Origin of the sequence: Vibrio sp. 10N.222.52.C3 (genome assembly GCF_041474195.1) — a bacterium.
Lineage (GTDB): Bacteria > Pseudomonadota > Gammaproteobacteria > Enterobacterales > Vibrionaceae > Vibrio > Vibrio crassostreae_C.
In genome coordinates this window covers 1-19,423 of the sequence record NZ_JBFRTQ010000130.1, presented here as the reverse complement: position 1 = coordinate 19,423, position 19,423 = coordinate 1, and the positions used below count along the sequence as shown (strand labels likewise).

The 19,423-nt window shown below is 45.9% G+C and carries 24 protein-coding genes; 19 read left to right on the top strand and 5 right to left on the bottom strand.

The window, feature by feature from the left end; genetic code table 11:
• Positions 1–27: 27 nt before the first annotated feature.
• Positions 28–414 carry a tautomerase family protein gene (locus AB4517_RS18610; protein WP_017060969.1) on the bottom strand — a complete coding sequence of 129 codons (387 nt, stop codon included), beginning with the start codon at positions 412–414 and terminating at the stop codon, positions 28–30.
• A gap of 252 nt (positions 415–666) precedes the next feature.
• Between AB4517_RS18610 and AB4517_RS18605 the strand changes: the two genes are divergently transcribed.
• The 16 genes from AB4517_RS18605 (at position 667) to AB4517_RS18530 (ending at position 13,322) form a co-directional block, all read left to right on the top strand.
• Positions 667–1,287, top strand: a complete 621-nt coding sequence (locus AB4517_RS18605; protein ID WP_017065084.1) for an LON peptidase substrate-binding domain-containing protein — start codon at positions 667–669, stop codon at positions 1,285–1,287.
• Between the two features lie 110 nt (positions 1,288–1,397).
• A complete protein-coding gene (locus AB4517_RS18600) occupies positions 1,398–2,045 on the top strand; it encodes a sigma-70 family RNA polymerase sigma factor (RefSeq protein ID WP_017060967.1) in 648 nt (215 codons plus the stop codon).
• The gene (locus tag AB4517_RS18595; RefSeq protein WP_017060966.1) at positions 2,038–2,718 is read left to right on the top strand and encodes a ChrR family anti-sigma-E factor; all 681 of its coding nucleotides are present in this window, start codon (positions 2,038–2,040) and stop codon (positions 2,716–2,718) included. The genes AB4517_RS18600 and AB4517_RS18595 overlap by 8 nt, the downstream gene beginning before the upstream one ends.
• A 174-nt stretch (positions 2,719–2,892) precedes the next feature.
• Positions 2,893–3,840: a DUF523 and DUF1722 domain-containing protein gene (locus AB4517_RS18590; protein ID WP_017060965.1), complete on the top strand. Its 948-nt coding sequence runs from the start codon at positions 2,893–2,895 to the stop codon at positions 3,838–3,840.
• Positions 3,837–5,252 carry a deoxyribodipyrimidine photo-lyase gene (gene phrB, locus AB4517_RS18585; protein ID WP_372149143.1) on the top strand — a complete coding sequence of 472 codons (1,416 nt, stop codon included), beginning with the start codon at positions 3,837–3,839 and terminating at the stop codon, positions 5,250–5,252. The genes AB4517_RS18590 and phrB overlap by 4 nt, the downstream gene beginning before the upstream one ends.
• 14 nt (positions 5,253–5,266) lie before the next feature.
• Complete coding sequence (locus AB4517_RS18580) at positions 5,267–5,698, top strand: nuclear transport factor 2 family protein (RefSeq protein ID WP_050647550.1); 432 nt, start codon at positions 5,267–5,269, stop codon at positions 5,696–5,698.
• The gene (locus AB4517_RS18575; protein ID WP_372149140.1) at positions 5,698–6,429 is read left to right on the top strand and encodes an SDR family NAD(P)-dependent oxidoreductase; all 732 of its coding nucleotides are present in this window, start codon (positions 5,698–5,700) and stop codon (positions 6,427–6,429) included. Before AB4517_RS18580 ends, AB4517_RS18575 begins: the two co-directional genes overlap by 1 nt.
• A gap of 2 nt (positions 6,430–6,431) precedes the next feature.
• Positions 6,432–7,703, top strand: a complete 1,272-nt coding sequence (locus AB4517_RS18570; RefSeq protein ID WP_136974015.1) for an NAD(P)/FAD-dependent oxidoreductase — start codon at positions 6,432–6,434, stop codon at positions 7,701–7,703.
• On the top strand, positions 7,700–8,506 hold the full coding sequence (locus AB4517_RS18565; RefSeq protein ID WP_017061280.1) for a DUF1365 domain-containing protein: 807 nt from the start codon (positions 7,700–7,702) through the stop codon (positions 8,504–8,506). The genes AB4517_RS18570 and AB4517_RS18565 overlap by 4 nt, the downstream gene beginning before the upstream one ends.
• 105 nt (positions 8,507–8,611) lie before the next feature.
• Positions 8,612–9,892: a cyclopropane-fatty-acyl-phospholipid synthase family protein gene (locus AB4517_RS18560; protein WP_017061279.1), complete on the top strand. Its 1,281-nt coding sequence runs from the start codon at positions 8,612–8,614 to the stop codon at positions 9,890–9,892.
• Positions 9,870–10,391, top strand: coding sequence for a DUF2878 domain-containing protein (locus AB4517_RS18555; protein WP_017061278.1), 522 nt, complete (start codon positions 9,870–9,872; stop codon positions 10,389–10,391). Before AB4517_RS18560 ends, AB4517_RS18555 begins: the two co-directional genes overlap by 23 nt.
• A gap of 3 nt (positions 10,392–10,394) precedes the next feature.
• Entirely contained in the window at positions 10,395–10,970 is a 576-nt protein-coding gene (locus AB4517_RS18550) for a chalcone isomerase family protein (protein ID WP_372149137.1), read from the top strand.
• Complete coding sequence (locus tag AB4517_RS18545) at positions 10,967–11,509, top strand: DUF3833 domain-containing protein (protein WP_017061276.1); 543 nt, start codon at positions 10,967–10,969, stop codon at positions 11,507–11,509. Before AB4517_RS18550 ends, AB4517_RS18545 begins: the two co-directional genes overlap by 4 nt.
• A 246-nt stretch (positions 11,510–11,755) precedes the next feature.
• Complete coding sequence (locus AB4517_RS18540) at positions 11,756–12,019, top strand: hypothetical protein (protein ID WP_017061275.1); 264 nt, start codon at positions 11,756–11,758, stop codon at positions 12,017–12,019.
• A gap of 263 nt (positions 12,020–12,282) precedes the next feature.
• Positions 12,283–12,951 (top strand): SDR family NAD(P)-dependent oxidoreductase, encoded by a 669-nt coding sequence (locus AB4517_RS18535; RefSeq protein WP_017065090.1) that lies wholly within the window; start codon positions 12,283–12,285, stop codon positions 12,949–12,951.
• A gap of 131 nt (positions 12,952–13,082) precedes the next feature.
• Complete coding sequence (locus AB4517_RS18530) at positions 13,083–13,322, top strand: RNA-binding protein (RefSeq protein WP_017061273.1); 240 nt, start codon at positions 13,083–13,085, stop codon at positions 13,320–13,322.
• 144 nt (positions 13,323–13,466) lie between these two features.
• On the opposite strand, the gene AB4517_RS18525 is transcribed toward AB4517_RS18530, so the two are convergent.
• From AB4517_RS18525 to AB4517_RS18510, 4 genes are all read right to left on the bottom strand, one after another.
• Positions 13,467–13,811, bottom strand: a complete 345-nt coding sequence (locus tag AB4517_RS18525) for a ribosome recycling factor family protein (RefSeq protein ID WP_372149134.1) — start codon at positions 13,809–13,811, stop codon at positions 13,467–13,469.
• A gap of 169 nt (positions 13,812–13,980) precedes the next feature.
• Complete coding sequence (locus AB4517_RS18520; RefSeq protein ID WP_372149132.1) at positions 13,981–14,448, bottom strand: OsmC family protein; 468 nt, start codon at positions 14,446–14,448, stop codon at positions 13,981–13,983.
• Between the two features lie 29 nt (positions 14,449–14,477).
• Positions 14,478–14,870 (bottom strand): GFA family protein, encoded by a 393-nt coding sequence (locus AB4517_RS18515; protein WP_108092624.1) that lies wholly within the window; start codon positions 14,868–14,870, stop codon positions 14,478–14,480.
• A gap of 113 nt (positions 14,871–14,983) precedes the next feature.
• Positions 14,984–15,913, bottom strand: coding sequence for a LysR family transcriptional regulator (locus AB4517_RS18510; protein ID WP_108181057.1), 930 nt, complete (start codon positions 15,911–15,913; stop codon positions 14,984–14,986).
• Positions 15,914–16,086: 173 nt separating this feature from the next.
• Here AB4517_RS18510 and AB4517_RS18505 point away from each other — a divergent pair, with 173 nt between their 5' ends.
• The 3 genes from AB4517_RS18505 to AB4517_RS18495 all read left to right on the top strand — a co-directional run bounded on the left by AB4517_RS18505 (position 16,087) and on the right by AB4517_RS18495 (position 19,273).
• Positions 16,087–16,770: an SDR family oxidoreductase gene (locus AB4517_RS18505; protein WP_372149129.1), complete on the top strand. Its 684-nt coding sequence runs from the start codon at positions 16,087–16,089 to the stop codon at positions 16,768–16,770.
• Positions 16,771–16,861: 91 nt separating this feature from the next.
• Complete coding sequence (locus tag AB4517_RS18500; protein WP_102572326.1) at positions 16,862–18,100, top strand: MFS transporter; 1,239 nt, start codon at positions 16,862–16,864, stop codon at positions 18,098–18,100.
• An 84-nt stretch (positions 18,101–18,184) separates the two neighbouring features.
• Positions 18,185–19,273, top strand: a complete 1,089-nt coding sequence (locus AB4517_RS18495) for an alkene reductase (RefSeq protein WP_108181054.1) — start codon at positions 18,185–18,187, stop codon at positions 19,271–19,273.
• The last annotated feature ends 150 nt before the right edge of the window (positions 19,274–19,423 follow it).

The following is a 19,423-nucleotide window of genomic DNA, read 5'->3' as shown; positions in this document are numbered from 1 at the left end:
AAGAGTTAAGAGTTAAGAGCTTAAACCCTAGACGTTCACTTTGTACTTCAAATCTTGTGCTTCATCGCCCGTCATCCCTCGAAAACCCCAACAATGTGAAGGCTGCTCTTTAATGGTGATTTCAATATCAATCGGAGAGATAGAGAGCTGCTTTTCAATCTCAGAAAAGATCTTCTTGATTAGACGCTTTTTGGTGTTTACCGCTCGACCTTCCATCATGTTGATCTCAATGACGGTATAGGCTTCTGTTCTTCCTTCTGGGTAAAAGAAGTCATCCCGTTCCAATGGCACAAATCGATGTGCTCGCTTGTCATCGGGTAAACCCATTTCACTGTTCAAGCACTGCTGCAACACATTGGAGAGCTGCAACTTAATTGGATTTAAGCACTCTTTGATACCATAAATAACAATCATGACCATTCCTTTGATGCGATGTTAGGTATAGAAGAACGTCAGATATAAGCATCGTCTGGCGACTACCCATTCGCTTACTATTTGTACATATATTACATAATGACGCGTATGAAAAAAGGTAAAAACAGTGAATTTATGAACAGGTGCAACAAAATACCTATCCCTTTACGAACATAAGCCGAAGCGAATTGATCGAACACCACCCTCCCCGCGTATATCTTCTCAAATCACATTTGAACTAAGGAGTACTATGTGCCGAATTCACCTAGGAAGACCACGCGGACAGACGCCGAACCAGAAACACCCGTAGAGTCTTCTCTGGAGCTCGCTGTGTTTCCCCTCCCCATCTTCCTTTTACCGGGAGGCAGACAAAGACTGCGCATTTTTGAGCCAAAGTATCTCGCGATGGTCGCTCACGCAGCGCAGGGCGATGGTTTCATTATCGCCACTCAAGACAAATCTAACTCTGATCATCTCAGCTCTTGGGGAACAAAGGTGACCATCGTCGACTTCAATATGTCGGACGACCAGATATTAGAAATTGATGTCGAAGGCGAAAAGTTGGTGCAATTGCATGGGTCGTTTCGAGACGATGATGACCTGATTAAAAGTAAGTTCAGCTTGTTGCCTCACTGGCCTACCGATGAATATAAAGTGCCTAACGTGTTTACCGCTTTTTTGGTTCAGTTGTTTCGCGACCACGATTCGATAAGAACACTCTATCCCACTCCTGATTTTGAGAGCCCACAATGGATCTGTGCGCGATTGCTCGAAATGATGCCTATCCCACTGGAAAAGAAAACAGAATTTACTGAGCCAGCCAGTTTTCCGTCTCTAGTTCCTTTTTTGAATCAAATCATTACGGGGCAATAAGCACTTTTCTTCACTATAATTTTGTATAGTAGAAATTAATTTAAATTAAAGTGATCCCGACTTTCTCCTTTCACGTAGTGCCCATCAAATTCGCATGATGGTTAGTTACTATGCAAGTGGAAAGCAGAAGTTCAGGGAACGGCAAGGAGCATGTCATTATTCCCGATAACAAAGTACCTACAGACAACAAAGTACCGACAGAGCTCTCGAGCTGGCTGGTGTTGGTTGGTACAGACCGAGACAAGCAGGCGTTCACCTGTTTGTTCAAGTTCTTCGCTCCTAAGATCAAGCGTTTTGGTATCAGTAAGTTGGGTGGCGAAGCTGCTGCAAACGAGCTAGTTCAAGACACGATGACTAATGTTTGGAAGAAAGCACATCTCTACAATGTAGATAAAGGCGCTGCGACCACTTGGGTCTACACGGTAATGCGTAATGCAGCGTTCGACATGTTGCGCAAAGTGAAAGCGAAAGCCGAACAAACGATAGCCGACGATATCTGGCCAATCGATGCGATGGTAGCCGAGTCTCAAAGCGAAGATTTGCCATTCGGTGACCATTTGATGAGCCGACACGTAATGACTCAAATAGAAAAGTTGCCTCTCGCTCAGAAAACCATCGTCAAAGGCGTTTACTTTCAAGAGCTCTCTCAAGAGCAACTCGCTCAGCAACTTGGCGTCCCACTTGGAACAGTGAAATCACGTCTGAGACTCGCTTTAGCCAAATTAAAAGTTCACATGGGGGAACAAGACCATGATTAAACATCACCCAAACGCGGCAATCTTGAAAGACTTCGTCGATGGCACGTTGGCTGATTCAGTTTCTTTGATTGTTTCTAGCCATGTAGAGCTGTGTGAACACTGCCAACAACAAGTCAAGCAGCTTACAGCTGTAGCAGCGAATAATGCTTTTGACGCAGAGCCAGTATTCTCAAATGAAGATCTAGACAGCTTCTCAATGGACGACATGGACTTTGATTTTGACGCGATAGAGCAAATCACAGCTGATACTTCTCAGTCTGTTGAAGTGACTCCAGAGGTTCAGAAAGTAACTGTTGCTGACACGACATTCACAATCCCTCGCGCTCTAAACTCAGTAGCGAGAAAGGACTGGATGAACCTAGGCAAAATTTCACGAGCAAGACTCGATTTTGCTGACGAAGCACACCACACCAGCTTGTTGCACATCGACAAAGATGGACAAGTGCCTTGCCACACCCACAAAGGCTTCGAGATCACGCTTCTTCTAGAGGGCAGTTTCGAAGACGAAATGGGCGTTTACAACAAAGGTGACTTCATCTGGTTGGATGGCAATCACACTCATCAACCGGCAACAAAAGAAGGTTGTGTCTGTTTAACCGTTTCAAGTGATGCGCTTTACTTCACAAAAGGTGTGAGCCAACTATTCAATCCACTTGGAAAATATATCTATTAACCCAGTTGCAGGCTATAAATATACAGGATGGCATAAAGCTATCCTGTATATCGTCAATACATCTGAATAAAAACAACTACGGTGTCAAAGTAAAAACACACCCAGCTCTGTAAATACGATTAGCAATGTTGAACTATAAGAAAAAGCTCAGAGCAAGAGCAAAGGAGTTGGCCAATGGAAAAGAAAATCAAAATCGGTATCAGTGCATGTGTTGCTGGACATAAAGTACGTTTCGACACAGGTCATAAACGCTCTCGTTTTTGTACAGACGACCTAGCAGACTACGTGGAATTGGAACCTGTTTGCCCAGAGATGGCTGTTGGTCTTCCAACCCCTCGTCCAACCATTCGTCAAACAAGAATGCTAGATGACATCATCCATGTTTCTCGCCCTGATGGCTCAGGTGATGTGACCAACGAACTGATCGAGTTCGGTCAAAACTACTCAAAGAAAAACCAACACATTGCTGGCTTTATTGTGTGTCAAAAAAGCCCAACCTGCGGCATGGAGCGCGTGAAGGTGTACCACCACCATGGTCGCGGCTCTGAATCGACAGGCATAGGCATGTTCACCCAACAAATTATGGACGGCAACCCGTTACTTCCCGTTGAAGAAAACGGCCGCCTTAACGATCCCATTTTGCGTGAAAACTTCATGACTCGAGTGTTCACTTACCAAAAATGGCTCGATCTTGTGGATGAAGGTGTGACCAAGCACAAACTGATTCAGTTCCACAGCGCCCACAAATATCTAGTCATGTGTCACCACGTTGAGGGTTACAAAAGCTTAGGCAAACTGCTAGCGGGTAATGATTTAGATATCGACGAACTAGCGGCTCAATACATCGAAGGCTTGATGACGGCGTTGTCTCATCACGCGAATCGAGGCAGTCACGCCAATACGCTGCATCATTTGCAGGGTTACTTTAAAAAACAACTGAGTAGCGCTCACAAGCAAGAGCTGACCAACCAGATCGCATCATTCAGAGAGGGCGTTGTTCCACTGCTAGTGCCACTGACACTGATCAATCACTACCTGATGGAATACCCGAACGAATACCTAGAATCACAGGTTTACCTAAACCCGCACCCTCAAGAACTTAAACTGAGATACGGATATTGAGCGACATACTATGGATACGACGAGACCTGCGGATTCACGATAACCCAGCGCTCGTCGCGGCAGTTGAAAACGGCGTAACGACCGCCGTTTTCATTTCAACGCCTCAAACGTGGCGGCAACACCACCTTGCGCCGATCAAAGCTGATTTCATCTATCGTCATCTAAAACAACTCGATTCCCAGCTCGCTGAATTCGGGATAACGTTGCTTCACCTGAAAGCTAGCGACTTTGACGACCAATCCAAACAGCTCATCGATTTGTGCCAGCAGCTTGATGCCAAGTGCGTCTACGCTAACTCTGAACCAGAGGTCGATGAACAAGCTCGCGATAAAAAGCTGATTTCAAGCGGCCTAAACCTGAAGATCAGCGATTGTGACGTTATGCTGCCACTCGGTAGCGTTCTCAACAAACAAAGCGAGATGTTCAAAGTCTTTACGCCCTTTAAGAACGCTTGGTTAAAAGAAGTTCAGGTGAAAGGCATCATCTGCAGTCCAGCTCCTGTCGAGTCAGCTGAACGTTCACAAACACAGCTTCCTGACGACTTACAAGCCTTAACCATCTCTGCTGACTATGATTTCGATTTTCCGCGTGTTGATTCGAGTCGCTGGCCATTAAGCCAAGATGTATTGGGCAATGTGATCCCCAATTTCTTAGGCAATAAAGTCAACGACTACGCACGTCTGAGAGATATTCCCTCAGTTAAAGGAACATCGGGGCTATCACCTTATTTAGCGATTGGCGCCGTGAGCCCACGTTGGTTAGCGATTCAATTGATTCAGCAGCAACCCGATCTGTTATTTGATACGCAATTACCGGCCTTTTGTTGGCTCAATGAATTGATTTGGCGAGATTTTTATAAGCATTTGATGTTCCACCACCCTAAACTGGTCAAAGGTGCTAACTTTCAGCAAAAATACAATGGTTTAGATTGGTATCACGATCATCCTAGCTTCAAAGCTTGGTGCGAAGGAAAAACAGGATATCCATTGGTTGATGCCGCAATGCGTCAACTGGTTGAAACGGGCTGGATGCACAACAGACTAAGAATGGTGGTGGCAAGCTTCCTAACCAAGCACCTGCTTATTGACTGGCGTTGGGGCGAGCGTTTCTTTATGTCGCACCTTATCGACGGAGACTTTAGTGCCAACAATGGTGGCTGGCAGTGGGCTTCAAGTACTGGCTGTGATGCTCAACCTTACTTCCGAATTTTCAATCCAATCACTCAGAGTGAAAAGTTTGATCCAAAAGGAATTTTTATTCGTAAGTACATACCAGAGCTGCAAAATATCCCAGATAAGCATGTACATTTTCCACATGACTTTATCGCTAAAAACGGAATAGACAGCGAATACTGGCAACCCATCGTTGAGCATAAAGAAGCACGATTGAGAGCCTTAGCCTTCTTCAAATAATTAGAGTGAATATTATGGATAACTCTCTATGGCTTGATAACTTTCTCAACATGTATCGAGAACTCGGAACCGACAATTTCGACGTGCTTAAGACGGTTTATCACCCTGATATTGAATTCCAAGATCCGCTGCATCATGTCAGCGGTATTTCGGCGCTTACGCACTACTTCGAGAACCTCTACACCCAAGTAACCAGCTGTTACTTTCATATCGAACACACTTTCGAAGCGAACGACGAAGCTTCCGTTTACTGGACGATGCAGTTTGCTCACAAGCAATTAAATGGGCAAAAGCCAATCGAAGTACAAGGACACAGCCATCTCAAGATGCTCGACGGTCAAGTGATTTACCACAGAGACTACCTCGACGTCGGTTCTATGTTGTATGAACACATTCCAGTACTGGGCTGCGCGATAAAATCCATCAAAAAGAGAGCGAGTCGATAATGCATATTATGATTACAGGCGCGACCTCAGGTATCGGCCAATCCCTAGCTAAAGATTACGCTCAGCAAGGGCATCAGGTGATTGCTTGTGGCCGCAATCCAGACAAACTGCAAGCCTTAGTTGATTCTCACGATACAGACATCGCGCATTCATCAATTACACCGCTCTGTTTCGATCTGACTGATTACCACAACTTTCCAGAACTCGACCAAGACAAGCCGCTCGACCTGCTGATTTTAAATGCAGGTGATTGTGAGTACATCGACGACCCAGTGAACTTTGATGCCGAGCTTTTTGAGCGCGTCATCAACATAAACCTAATTTCAATTGGCTACGCCCTTAAAGCTTGGTTAAAAAACATCAAGCCCGGCGGCCGTTTGGTTTTAGTCAGCTCCAGCGCCAGCTTTGTACCTTTGCCAAGAGCCGAGGCTTATGGCGCTTCAAAGGCAGCCCTCACCTACTTAGGCAGAACACTTTCGGTTGATCTGGCAACGCACAACATTCATGTCTCAATTGTGCACCCTGGCTTTGTTGAAACGCCATTAACCGAGCGAAATACGTTCTCTATGCCTATGATTATTAGTAGTGAGGCCGCAACTCAGCGAATCGTAAATGGTATCGCTCAAGGAAAGAGTGAAATTGATTTCCCAAGACGATTCATCATGTTGATGAAGCTACTAAGAATGCTTCCAACTCCAGTTTGGCAAAAACTCGCTTCAAGGATGGTATAACAATGAAGAAAATCGCCATTATTGGTTCAGGTATCTCTGGACTCACTTGCGCGCATATATTAGATAAGCACCACGACGTAACAGTATTCGAAAAGAACGATTACGTTGGGGGCCACACCGCGACCGTTGATATTGAACATCAAGGCTCGGCGTTTTCGATAGATACAGGTTTCATCGTATTCAACGATCGAACCTACCCGAATTTCAATCAGCTTCTAGAACAACTCGGTGTCGAAAGGCAACCGACTGAGATGAGCTTCAGCGTCCACAACACCACCACTAAGTTCGAGTACAACGGCCACAGCATTAATTCGTTGTTCGCGCAGAGGAGCAACATCTTCAAACCTCAGTTCTGGTCTTTAGTGTCTGACATTCTCAAGTTCAACAAGCTGTGTAAGGCTCAGTTTGAAAGCAATGAATTCACACCAGACGTTACCCTTGGCAGTTTCCTACGAGATAATCAATTTTCCGGCTTTTTCAGCCAGCACTACATCTTACCGATGGGCGCGGCGATTTGGTCGACAAGCTTGGAAGAAATGGAAGAGTTTGAGCTCAAGTTCTTCATTCAGTTTTTCTACAACCATGGATTGCTCGATATCGCGAACCGTCCTCAGTGGTATGTGATACCAAAGGGATCGCGTTCTTATGTTGAAATCATCCTTTCACGCCTAAGTAAGACTGTTGCACTGAATACATCGATTAAACAAGTGACTCGCCAAGAAACAGGCGTCACGATTGAATTTGAAGATGGCAGCGCACAAGGTTTCGACGAAGTAATCTTTGCTTGCCACTCAGACCAAGCCTTACGCTTGCTTGGTGATGCAACAGAACAAGAGCAACAGGTACTGGGCGAGATCCCATACAGCCGCAATGAAGTGGTTCTGCACACCGATACTCGCTTGTTACCAGACAGAAAACTGGCTTGGGCAAGCTGGAACTACATGTTGGATGGCGACAGTAAACGACCTGCCTGTGTCACGTACAACATGAACATTCTGCAAGGCATCGAAAGCCAAGACACCTTCTGTGTCACCTTGAATCAAAGCGAAGCCATCGACCCAGAAAAAATTATTCGCAGCTTTGTTTATCATCACCCGGTACTTAATTCGAACACGGTCGAAGCTCAGCACAAGCGTGAGCAAATCTGTGGCAAAAACCAGACGCACTTTGCTGGCGCTTATTGGTATAACGGCTTCCATGAAGACGGTGTCCACAGTGCACTCGATGTGACCAAACGCTTCGGTTTAGATTTGAGTACGAGTTCCGCGCTATGAACAGTCAAACCCTGACACCCGAGATGGGGATCGCATCCGAAAAGAGTGAAGAGCTCAGCGGTATCTATTGGGGTAACGTCAGACATCGCCGCTTTGGCGACATCACTCATGAGTTCAGCTATCAGCTGTATATGATGGGGTTAGATCTTGATGAGCTGCCCCAAACCACAGCGCGCAGTGCGCTGTTCGGAACTCGTTGGTACAACCCGATTCGCTTTGTCGAATCGGATTATCTCGCTGAAAAAAAAGAAAATGTCACCACGGATGAACCAAAATCACTTAAGCAACGTATAGCTTCCAAAGTGCAACAACTTGGTGGGGTTTGGTCTGATTCAAACCGTGTGACGATGCTGGCTCAGTGCCGCTGTTTAGGCATCTACTTCAGCCCAATCAACTGTTTCTTCTGTTATGACGAGACTGGAGATTGTAAGTACATGTTGGCTGAGGTGAGTAACACGCCTTGGCGAGAAAGACACTACTATCTCATCGACATGCACCAAGAATTGAAGGTAAAAAAAGAGTTTCACGTTTCGCCGTTCATGGATTTGAACATGACTTATTTTTGGAAGATTAAGCCACCAGCGAAACGCACGTTAGTTCACATCGAAAGCCGCCGAGACGACAAGCTTTTCGATGCGACACTGGCTCTGACGAAGCAGTCAGTAACCAAGACAAACATTAGACGAACGGTATTCAAGATTCCGGCGATGACGATAAAAGTCGTGATGGGAATTTATTATCAGGCTCTCAAATTATTCCTGAAAAAAGTACCGTTTGTGGCGCATCCAGACTCAACGTCTTAAGCGCACATGAAAGAACTCAATTGAAGCTTGGGTTCGCTCCAATCAAGGAGCAGAACTCAGCTTAGTTGGCACAAAATATTAGAATGAGTTATCAGCGAGGTTTACATGGAACAGCTTGCCAAACAAAACAACAATATTGAACAACAAGCTAAAGCCGTTGCTGTTTCAAGCAACTGTAAATATCGAGCTTTAATCTTCAAGGTGTTAGAAAGCCTGCAATTCGCGACGCTCGAGATCATTGAGCGCGACCAGCATTCGGTGTTCGGTGATCGAGAAGCAGACTTGAAAGGTCGAATCGTGATTCATGATGCGACCTTTTTTAGAGATGTGGTCATCAACGGCAGTATCGGCGCATCTGAAGCGTACATCGATGGTAAATGGACCAGCCCAAATCTAACGCGTGTGATTCAAATCATGGCTCGTAACCAAGCCCAATTGGATGAGCTTGATGACAAGACACAATGGATTTCTCGCATCAAAAACCTATTGCTGCGTCGTAAGAATGCCAACACCGAGCAAGGCTCTAAGCGAAATATTCTCGCCCACTACGATATTGGCAACGAGCTGTATGAGCGCTTCTTAGATAGCTCGATGCAGTACTCTTCCGCAATCTACAGCGAAGACGCAGAAACCTTGTCGAAGGCTCAACAAAACAAAATGAAAACCATCTGTGAGCGACTAGAACTGTCTGAGAAAGATAGCGTGGTCGAGATAGGCACAGGGTGGGGCGGCTTAGCCATCTTCATGGCGCAACACTACGGTTGCCACGTCACCACTACCACGATCTCAGATGCCCAACATGCACTTGCTGAACAGAGAGTAAAAGCGCTTGGTTTAACCGACAAAATCACCCTGCTCAAAGAGGATTATCGCAATCTCACTGGTGAGTATGACAAGTTGGTTTCGATCGAGATGATAGAGGCGGTCGGACATGAGTATCTACAAACCTTCTTTGAAAAATGTTCCTCGCTACTTAAGCCCTCAGGCAAGATGCTGATTCAAGCAATTACTATTGCTGACAGCCGTTACGACAAATACCGTAAAGGTGTCGACTTTATTCAGAAGTACATCTTCCCCGGCGGTTGCCTACCTTCTGTTTCAGTGATGACCCAACACCTTGCGACCAGCACCGACCTTGTGGTTCAAGAAATTGATGACATTGGCCTGCACTACGCTCGAACGCTGAATGATTGGAACATCGCCTTTGAAAATAGTTGGGAAGAGCTAGAGTCTCTCGGCTATTCAGAAGAGTTTAAACGCTTATGGACCTTCTACTTCTGCTACTGTGAAGGCGCATTCAAAGAGCGCGTGATCAGCACTCACCATGTAGTCGCAAGAAAACCTCGTTACTTTGGAGAAAAAGATGAAGCGGTTTTGGATTATTAATCTCGTACTGTTTCAAGCGACCTGGGTTTGCAGTGCTTTCTTTACCGCGCAAGCCCCGTTCGTCACACCACTGATTGTAGTGGTTCACTTCCTTCTATCACCGACTCGCAGTAGCGATTTGAAGATACTCATTTTATTACCATTGGGGCTATTGCTTGATAGCCTCTTACTCCACTTCGGCGTGTTTGCCGTCGACTCTGAAATTGCGAATCAATCGTGGTTCCCGGTGTGGCTTGTCTGCCTGTGGATCATGTTCTTAATCAGTTTTAACCACAGCCTAAATTGGCTTTTAAAATGCTCGAAAGTGATCTTGTTTGTCATAGGGTTCGTAGCAGGTACTAGTAGTTATTGGGGAGGCATAAAAGCAGGTGCTCTTCTTACTACTTGGCCAGATGCATCGGTAGTTGCTGCCCTTGCAATAAGTTGGGGGATTTTGTTGCCCTTACTGGTGGCCGCCTACTCCAACTTAATACAACCTAAAATGGCAATAACGAGGTGACTTATGGCTTATCCACGCAACCCGACACAAACGTTCAAACCTGAGCGAGGTATTGTTCGCGCTCATCAGCAAGCAAAAAACACACTTCTAAGCTTTATTACTCTCCCGTTAATCTTTGCTGCGCTGTTATTTGCCGGACACGCTAGAGCCTCTGCTGTCGATGATCTAAACAAACGTGGTGAGGGTGAAATGAGTTACCTATTTTGGACTCTCTACTCCGCAGAATTCTACGCGACTCCAACCAACTCTGAACGAGCTTTGAAGCTTGAGTATTACCGCTCTATCGATAGCAAAGACCTCGTAGACGCGACCGAAGATCAGTGGAACAAGCTTGGCTACTCTAACAGCAACATTCAGCGTTGGTTAAAACCCTTATACGCGATGTGGCCGAACGTGGAAGAAGGAAGCACACTCACGATTCGTGTCGCAGAAGATAACGTGAGTCGCTTTTATTTCGATGAACAACCGATCGGCATCATTCAAGACAAGCAATTTGGTGAAGCCTTTCTAGCGATTTGGTTATCTGAAAACACCTCTGAACCCGGTCTTCGTAAACAACTTTTAGGTTTGAACAAATGAATCCAAAAACAACAATAATAAAATTTGCTCTGGCATTTTTTTCACTCACTTGGCTAGTGGGCTGTGGCTCTGCAAGTTTAGAAGACCATGTCGACACTACGCCAGAGCTCAAGCTTGAAACCTTTTTTAATGGCGAGCTAATGGCCTACGGCATGGTGCTAGACCGCTCTGGTAACTTACTGCGCCGCTTTGATGCCAAACTGATCGCGACTTGGGACGGTGACAACGGAGAAATAAAAGAGTGGTTCTCTTTTGCTGATGGCGAGCGCTCAACTCGCGTTTGGAATCTAATCAAAACGGGCGAAAACACCTATTCTGGGACTGCCAACGATGTCGTTGGAACCGCTTATGGTGAAACCCAAGGTTCTGCGCTGTATTGGAAATATGACTTAGAGATTGAAGTAGACGGCAGCACCTATGAAGTGGTGCTCGATGATTGGATGTTCTTGATGGACGACAAGCGCTTATTCAACAAGACTGAGATGTCCAAGTTTGGCTTTAAAGTCGGAGAGGTCATCTTATACATAGAGAAGATTTGATTTAGCTGCCGTTTCTGATTCTTAGTTTTAAATCGATGACTACATCTACAGTACGTAACAAAACAGCCCACAACGAAAATTGTGGGCTGTTTTGTTTGATCCCTCGAATAGCATACCTGCATGCTCAAGCCATTGTGCTAAGATGCGCCACCAGCATACAAATGGACTAGACTGACACTAAGCAGTCCCCATTTGTTTCGCTAAGCGTAGATTCCCTACCATGAATAATTGAAAAGGCTTTAAAGCATGAGCAAGTTGACCTCAGCGGAGCGTAAAGCTCGCGACAATGAACGTTTCTCACAACGCGTAAACGACCGCAGAGAAAAAGGTGAAGACGTAGTTGCTTACGCACTGACCAACAAAAAAGCTGTAAAATTCCTGACTAAGTCAGAGAAAAAACGTTTCAACGAAACGAGAGCGACTCTGCAAGAAGAGAAGCGAGTGAAAGAACAAGAAGAGCTTAACCGAATCGAAGACGCGTTCACGATCAAACAGTTCGACGACGAATAATCACTTATGATTACTCAAAAGCGCTGGCTCTATGCCGGCGCTTTTACTTGTTAGTTCGTTGTTTTTTAACGCTGTTATTTCTTGCTAAACCCGTCGATTCTTAACGGCTTTCCCCCACTTTCTTAGCTCAGCCTTACCGCTCGACCGATCACCCAAGCTATTAACCTATCAACCAGGCTATCGATCAACTTTAGCCATAGATCTCAGAAAATCTTAGCCTAGCCCCTTACTATCTCGAATCAACTCTACAAATTGAAGACAGTATGATTTTAATTACCGGATCAAGCAGCGGTTTAGGCGCAGCTCTCGCGAAACAATATGCTAACGCCGACGCTCAGCGCGTAGCCATTACAGGTCGCAATGCACAACGTTTAGCAGAAGTGGCGCAAGGCCTACCTGCGAATACCATTAGCCAAGCGTGTGATCTCTGTGACCCGCACTCAGTGAGCGAGTTATTGGATGCGTTACCTGAAATGCCGAAGCTGGTGATCCACAGCGCTGGCAGTGGGTACTTCGGTAAGATAGAACAGCAAGATCCAACCATCATCAGCGACATGCTGAAGAACAATATTGAGTCTTCGATCTTTTTGATTCGCGAGCTTGTACAGCGCTACAAAGATCAATCGGTCACCATCGCTGTGGTGATGTCGACGGCGGCACAAGGTGCTAAAGCTGAAGAGTCCACCTACTGCGCGGCAAAATGGGCCGTGAAAGGCTTTATCGAATCGGTAAGGTTAGAGCTAAAAGGTCACCCGATGAAAATCGTGGCGGTTTACCCTGGAGGAATGGCGACCGAGTTTTGGAATACAAGCGGTAAAGGCATGGATACCTCGAGCTTTATGACCGCGCAAGAAGCCGCTCAGATGCTACAACAGGCGTTGACCAGCACAGAGCATGGATTCGTGTCAGATATCACGATAAACCGCGGCTAGCAGGTAAACAGCTCGCTTAATCGGTAAATAGAGCGACACATTACCAAAGAAATGATTAGAGTAATTATTTGTGAGGGTGAGCATGAAAGTGTGCGACAATGCTCGGCGTAAATTCATATTCAAGGTTTATTATGAAACTTCTAGTTCGTAACCTATCGCGCTCTACCTCTGAGCAAGACATCCGTGTGCTATTTTCTGAGTTTGGCTCAGTAAAAGAGTGCAGCCTAGTTTTAGACCAAGAAACTGGCGACTCAAAAGGCTTCGCTTTTGTTGAAATGCCAGAGCAAGAAGAAGCTAAAGCGGCACTAAACAAGCTGAACTTGTCAAAGCTTGGCAAAAACACGATTCGTGTAAAAGTAGCGAACTCTTAATCGATTCAATGCTTCATAAGCCGCATGGCTTAGCTTAACAGCAGCACAGATGATAAAGCCCGTAACGATATGACGTTTTCCAGCGCAATATCGTTACGGGCTTTTTGCTGCTCGCAATTCTCTTTTCACACGATTTGAATACGCCTACAGACCTTCATGTTCATCAATAGCACGTCTTGCTTCGGCCATTGAACATCCAGATTCCATCACCAGCTGAGCCACAGTCATTGAAGGTGTAGCGGCCAACAGAGATGCCAAACACACCACGGGTTTAGGCAGCACTTTGTCGATTGCAATTGCTATCCAACCGTCTTTTTCATGGGTTAACATCGTTTTAAATTCAACGAGTTGATACTCTTGAGCGACCAACAGCCAATTACGCGAACGACGAACTCGTTTCAACTGACATCCACATTCCGCAGCATACACCATCACTTGGCTTTTATCACTCACACGATGTACAAAACTATTCAATGGGACGCTAAACATAACTCTCTGCTAATCAATCTATTCCTACCATTCAAGAGCTCTCTACCTATCTCTCAAAACTTTCTAACTGTCACTCAATTAAAACCGTACGTAGGATTACACAGACACAAAAAAACCGCCAGTGATGCACTAAGCAACCTCGCGGTTTTTGGATGTTAACGTGTGTGGTTTACGCTTTAGTTTCTACCACAATGTCCGTTTTTACCGAGTTCGCGATAAAGCAGTTTTTGTGCGCCAAGTGGTGCAGTTTGTCGAGTTGTTTGGCGGTTGGTATCTTAGACCCGGAGAACACAATGTCAGGTCGCAGAGTCACCTTAGTGACCGATGAGCGGCCTGATTCATCTTCTTCCAACACGCCGATTGCATCATCCACATAAGAATCGATCACATACTTCTGCTTTGCAGCAATACCCAAAAACGTCAGCATATGGCAGCTAGACAGTGCCGCAATAAAGGCTTCTTCAGGGTCGACATTCGCTTCCACCGAAAACGGCAGTGGCACAACATGAGGAGAAGATGAAGCAGGCAAAGTGATACCACCATCGAACTCCCACGTATGACCGCGACTGTATTGGTTGTCGCTAAAGGCTTCATCTTCCGCTTTTTGCCAGCGAATGACCGCTCCATATTCAGACATAATTAATTCCTTTTATATTGTGTAACGACTTAACGATCAGCAGGGTGATTGACACCATCATTAGTCACCACATCGCCAATATCAAAAGGGTTCACCCCTTCCAAACAGCCGATGTTAAAACCGTATTCATTTGGGCTTGAGCGGCGTTGGTGATGGGTATAGATACCGCAGTTTGAGCAGAAGTAATGCTTCGCGGTGTTGGTATTGAATTGATAAAGTTTAAGATGCTCCGCACCTTTGAGGATCTTGATGCCATCCAGCGCAACAGAGCCCACAATCGCTCCCCTGCGACGACAGATAGAGCAATCACAACGACGTGGTTTTTCTATCCCGTTAGGTAAGCTAAGCTCTAATTCAACCGCACCGCAATGGCAGGTTGCCTTATGAAAAGGTTTGATAACCGTATCTCCGACGACTTTCATTTCTCTCTCCAATCACGTCCTTATGTTGCTCGTATCATAACCAGTTCAATGTTCTCTGTCCGTAGCCGGGTGCCGAGTTCGAGAGATCTGTCATGTGCGGCCGATTCGCCAATCTAACTAGACTTTTCAACCCAATCGCCAAACCGCTCAAACAGAAAATCCAAAAACAGTCGGATACGCTTCGGCTGATATTTCTTGCTGATGTACACCACATTCAAGTCGGCGCTCGACACCGACATCGCGGTATTGAAGTTTTTCATGTAGCCATTAAGCAGAGTCACAAGGCGTTGGTTATTGATGTCGTCTTGCACATCCAGCACCGATTTAAGCGCAATGCCCTCACCTTTTAATGCCCAGTACCGAATCACTTCACCATCATCTGAAAATCGCTTCGGCACAACCGTCACAGCCTTCTTCATATCATGATCTTGGAAGTGCCATGTCTTGAGCTCTTCATTACTCCGCAGCATCGCCAAACAGTCGTGTTCAACCAAGTCTTGCGGCGTCAACGGCGTCCCGTGTTTAGCGAGGTATTCAGGAGAAGCGCACAACACACGTCGGCTTGGCGATAAGCGTCTGGATATCAAACTGCTGTCGACCAGTTCACCATAACGGACCACGATATCCATGCCAGATTCAGCAATGTTCGAGAGGTTATCGTTCAAATACAGGTAAGGAATAACGTCCGGATACTGCTGGCAAAACTCCGACAAAATAGGAAGAATGTACTGCTTTCCGATGTCTTTTGGCGCGGCGATTTTTAGCGAGCCTTTGACTTCTTTTACGCCATTTTGAATCAGGTTTTCGGCCTCACTGACGTTGTCTAAAATCTCCAAACATGCCTTGTGATACAGATCTCCAGAGTCGGTCAAAGACACATGACGCGTACTTCGATTCAACAACTTCACACCATATCGTTCTTCAAGCGCCTGCAGCCTTGCTGTCATGGTCGCAGGCGATAAACCCAGTTCGCGCCCCGCCGCCGCTAACCCGTGATGCTTAACAATACTGACGAACATCGCCATATCTGAAAACTTATCCATACGATTCTCGCTTCCACCTCTTCGTCTTACTTCTCGATCTTAATGCTCGATTTGAATACTCAGTCACACTATTCAGCTTAACCGAATAATGAATTTATATTTTAACCAATTATCAAATTTAGTCGAATAAATATAATGGCAAACATCAACAGAACAACGCAGGAATTCAGAGAATGACTAACGAATCGACTAAACAAGAGCAACGCACTTTCGTCATCATTGGTGGCACATCAGGTATCGGCAAAGCACTAGCGATGCAACTAAGAAACGAGAACAACACGGTACATATTGCCAGCCGACACACAGGCGTTGATATCACCGATGAAAAGTCGATTTGTGAATACTTCGAATCGATTGGCGTGTTTGACCACTTAATCGTAACGGCTGGCTCATCCGCTCCCGCAGGAAAAGTAACAGACGTAGCAACCGCAAACGCTAAGACAGCTTTTGATACTAAGTTTTGGGGCAGCTTAAACGTAGCCAAACATGCAGCACGCTATATGACGCCAAACGGCTCTATCACCTTCACGACAGGCATGTTGTCACGCAAGGTTGTGGCAGGCACTTACGTAAAAACCGCCATCAACGCCGCACTAGAAAGCGTAACCAAAATACTGGCGAAAGAGCTATCACCCATTCGAGTCAATGCAGTTAGCCCAGGTTTAACCATGACGGAAGCCTACAAAAACATGGACGATTCCGATCGTACAAGCATGTACGACAACGCCAAAAACAACCTACCCGCAGGCAAGGTTGGCGAGCCTTCAGAGATAGCCATGGGTTACCTGTTCGCAATTAATAACCCATACGTCACTGGGTCAATCATCGACATCGATGGCGGCGCTCTACTCGGCTAACACTCCGCAAAGAAGCAAAGACATAAAGAACAATCGTTAGGGCGTGTATCTCAACGTCCTAACAAACAAGAATTTACATAGGTAGATCATCATGAAACAAGAAACCGTCCACCAAGAAACTATCCATAAAGAAACTACCCATAAAGAAAAGATTCCATTCCAAGTTTGGATACTGACACTCGCTGCATTTGCAATCGGCACGGCTGAGTTTGTTATCGCAGGCATTCTTCCACAGATCGCCACATCACTTTCAATCACAGAAGGTCAAGCTGGCTACCTTATCAGTGCCTACGCGTTGGCTATCGTTATCGGTGGACCGATCTTAACCATCTACCTTGCTCGCTTTAACAAGAAGATGGTGCTGATTGGCTTAATGGCACTGTTCATCATCGGTAATGTCTTATCAGCTCTTGCTCCTAGCTACCCACTTCTACTTGCCAGCCGTGTTATCGCAGGCTTAGTGCAAGGCCCTTTTTATGGAATCGGTGCGGTTGTTGCAACCAACTTAGTGTCTGAAAAAATGGCAGGTCGTGCCGTTGGCCAAATGTTCGCAGGCTTAACACTCGCTAACGTTCTTGGCGTTCCAGCTGGTACATGGGTCAGCTTGCAATTCGGCTGGCACACTACTTTCTTTACCGTGGCAGCACTTGGCACTATCGCGATGCTTGCCATTCTGACTTCGATTAAATCGACCGGTCACAGTGAAGCGAAAGACATCAAAACTCAGCTTCTAGCATTCAAAAATCCAATGTTACTGATCAGCTTAGCAATCACCGCTTTTGCTTGGTCTGGCTTCATGACGCTTTACGGCTACCTTGCGCCAATCGCCATGCACATCACAGGTTACAGTCAAGAATCAGTGACTTGGATCTTAGTGATTGTGGGTGTTGGCTTAATCATCGGTAACACCTTGGGCGGACGCTCTTCAGATAAAAACCTAGGCAAAGCTTCAATGTTTTGGGCTATCGCAATGATCGTGTCATTGGTGGTAGTTGGCCTTGTGGTAGACAACAAAATCCTCTTCGTTGCAGCCGCATTTGTCTTTGGTATTGCATCATTTGCAAACGTCCCTGCCATGCAACTTCGAGTAATGAACCACGGTGGCGAAGGGCAAGAGCTAGCAGCAACTGCGAATATATCAGCGTTTAACTTAGCCAATGCCTTTGGTGGATTCCTTGGCGGCATGGTACTCGACAGCCAACTAGGCGCAGGAATGATTCCGTTCGCAGCCGTTGTGGTTCCTATCGTCGGCTTGTTCTTAATCGCTAAAGCTAACCGAAAAGAGAAACCACAAAGCAACTCAATATTTGCACCCACAGAAGCTAAATAATTTAAGAACTCCGTAACTTCAAAGTGCCAATTCATTATCAAACTGGAATTGGCACAGCACTAAAAATTCATAAAGGTAGAGATCATGAACAAGTTATTCGAAACATCAGAACTGAAAGGCCTAGAGCTGCAAAACCGTGTGGTTATGGCACCCATGACACGCGCTCGCACTAGCCAACCTGGAAACGTGCCAAACGACATGATGGCGACTTATTACCAACAACGAGCAAGTGCAGGGCTAATCATCACTGAAGCCACACAAATTTCAGATGACTCTCAAGGTTACTCATTCACACCCGGCGTTTATACCGATGCGCAAATCGAAGGTTGGAAATCAGTCACCACAGCAGCAAAAGAGCAAGGTGCCGCGATATTCTGCCAACTATGGCACGTAGGCCGAGTATCACACCCTACCTTTCAAAAAGGCGAGTTGCCGATTGCACCTTCTGCACTGGCACCCATAGAAACGCAGGTTTGGATCTCTGATGAAAATGGTAACGGCAACATGGTGGATTGCATCCAACCAAGAGAGATGACCCAAGCCGATATCGATCGTGTTGTTCAAGATTTTGCTAACTCAGCGAAAAAAGCTGTCGAGGCAGGGTTCAACGGAGTGGAAATCCACGGTGGTAATGGCTACCTCATCGATCAGTTCCTAAGAACCAACTCAAACAAACGCACCGACAACTATGGTGGCAGTCGCGAGAACCGACTTCGTTTTCTAATCGAAGTGGTGGATGCAGTGATTGATGCGATTGGTGCTGACAAAGTGGGCGTACGTTTGGCCCCATTCATCACCTTCAAAGACATGAACTGTCCAGACATCGTGCCAACGATTTTAGAAGCGTCAAAGAAACTGCAAGCTCGTAATATCGCTTATCTGCATCTATCAGAAGCCGATTGGGATGACGCGCCTGTGATACCTGAAAGCTTCCGTGTCGAACTAAGAGAGTTGTTCTCTAACACCATCATCGTTGCTGGCAGCTACACACCAGAACGCGCCGAAGAAGTGTTAAGCAAAGGCTACGCCGACCTTGTCGCATTTGGTCGCCCATTCGTAGCAAACCCAGATCTCGTTTCACGCCTACAAAACGGCAGCGAACTATCCGATCTCGATGGCGCCACTCTGTTCGGCGGCAACGAAAAAGGCTACATCGATTATCCAGCGTTGTAGTGGTAAAACATTAAATAAACACCAAGCCTGCATGAGTCCCGCAGGCTTGCCTCTTTAGAAACGTGACCGATTCGATACCTTTTCACACTCAAAAATTCACTTGCATATTTTGACCTAAACCACTGTTATATTTGAACTTTACATCAAATT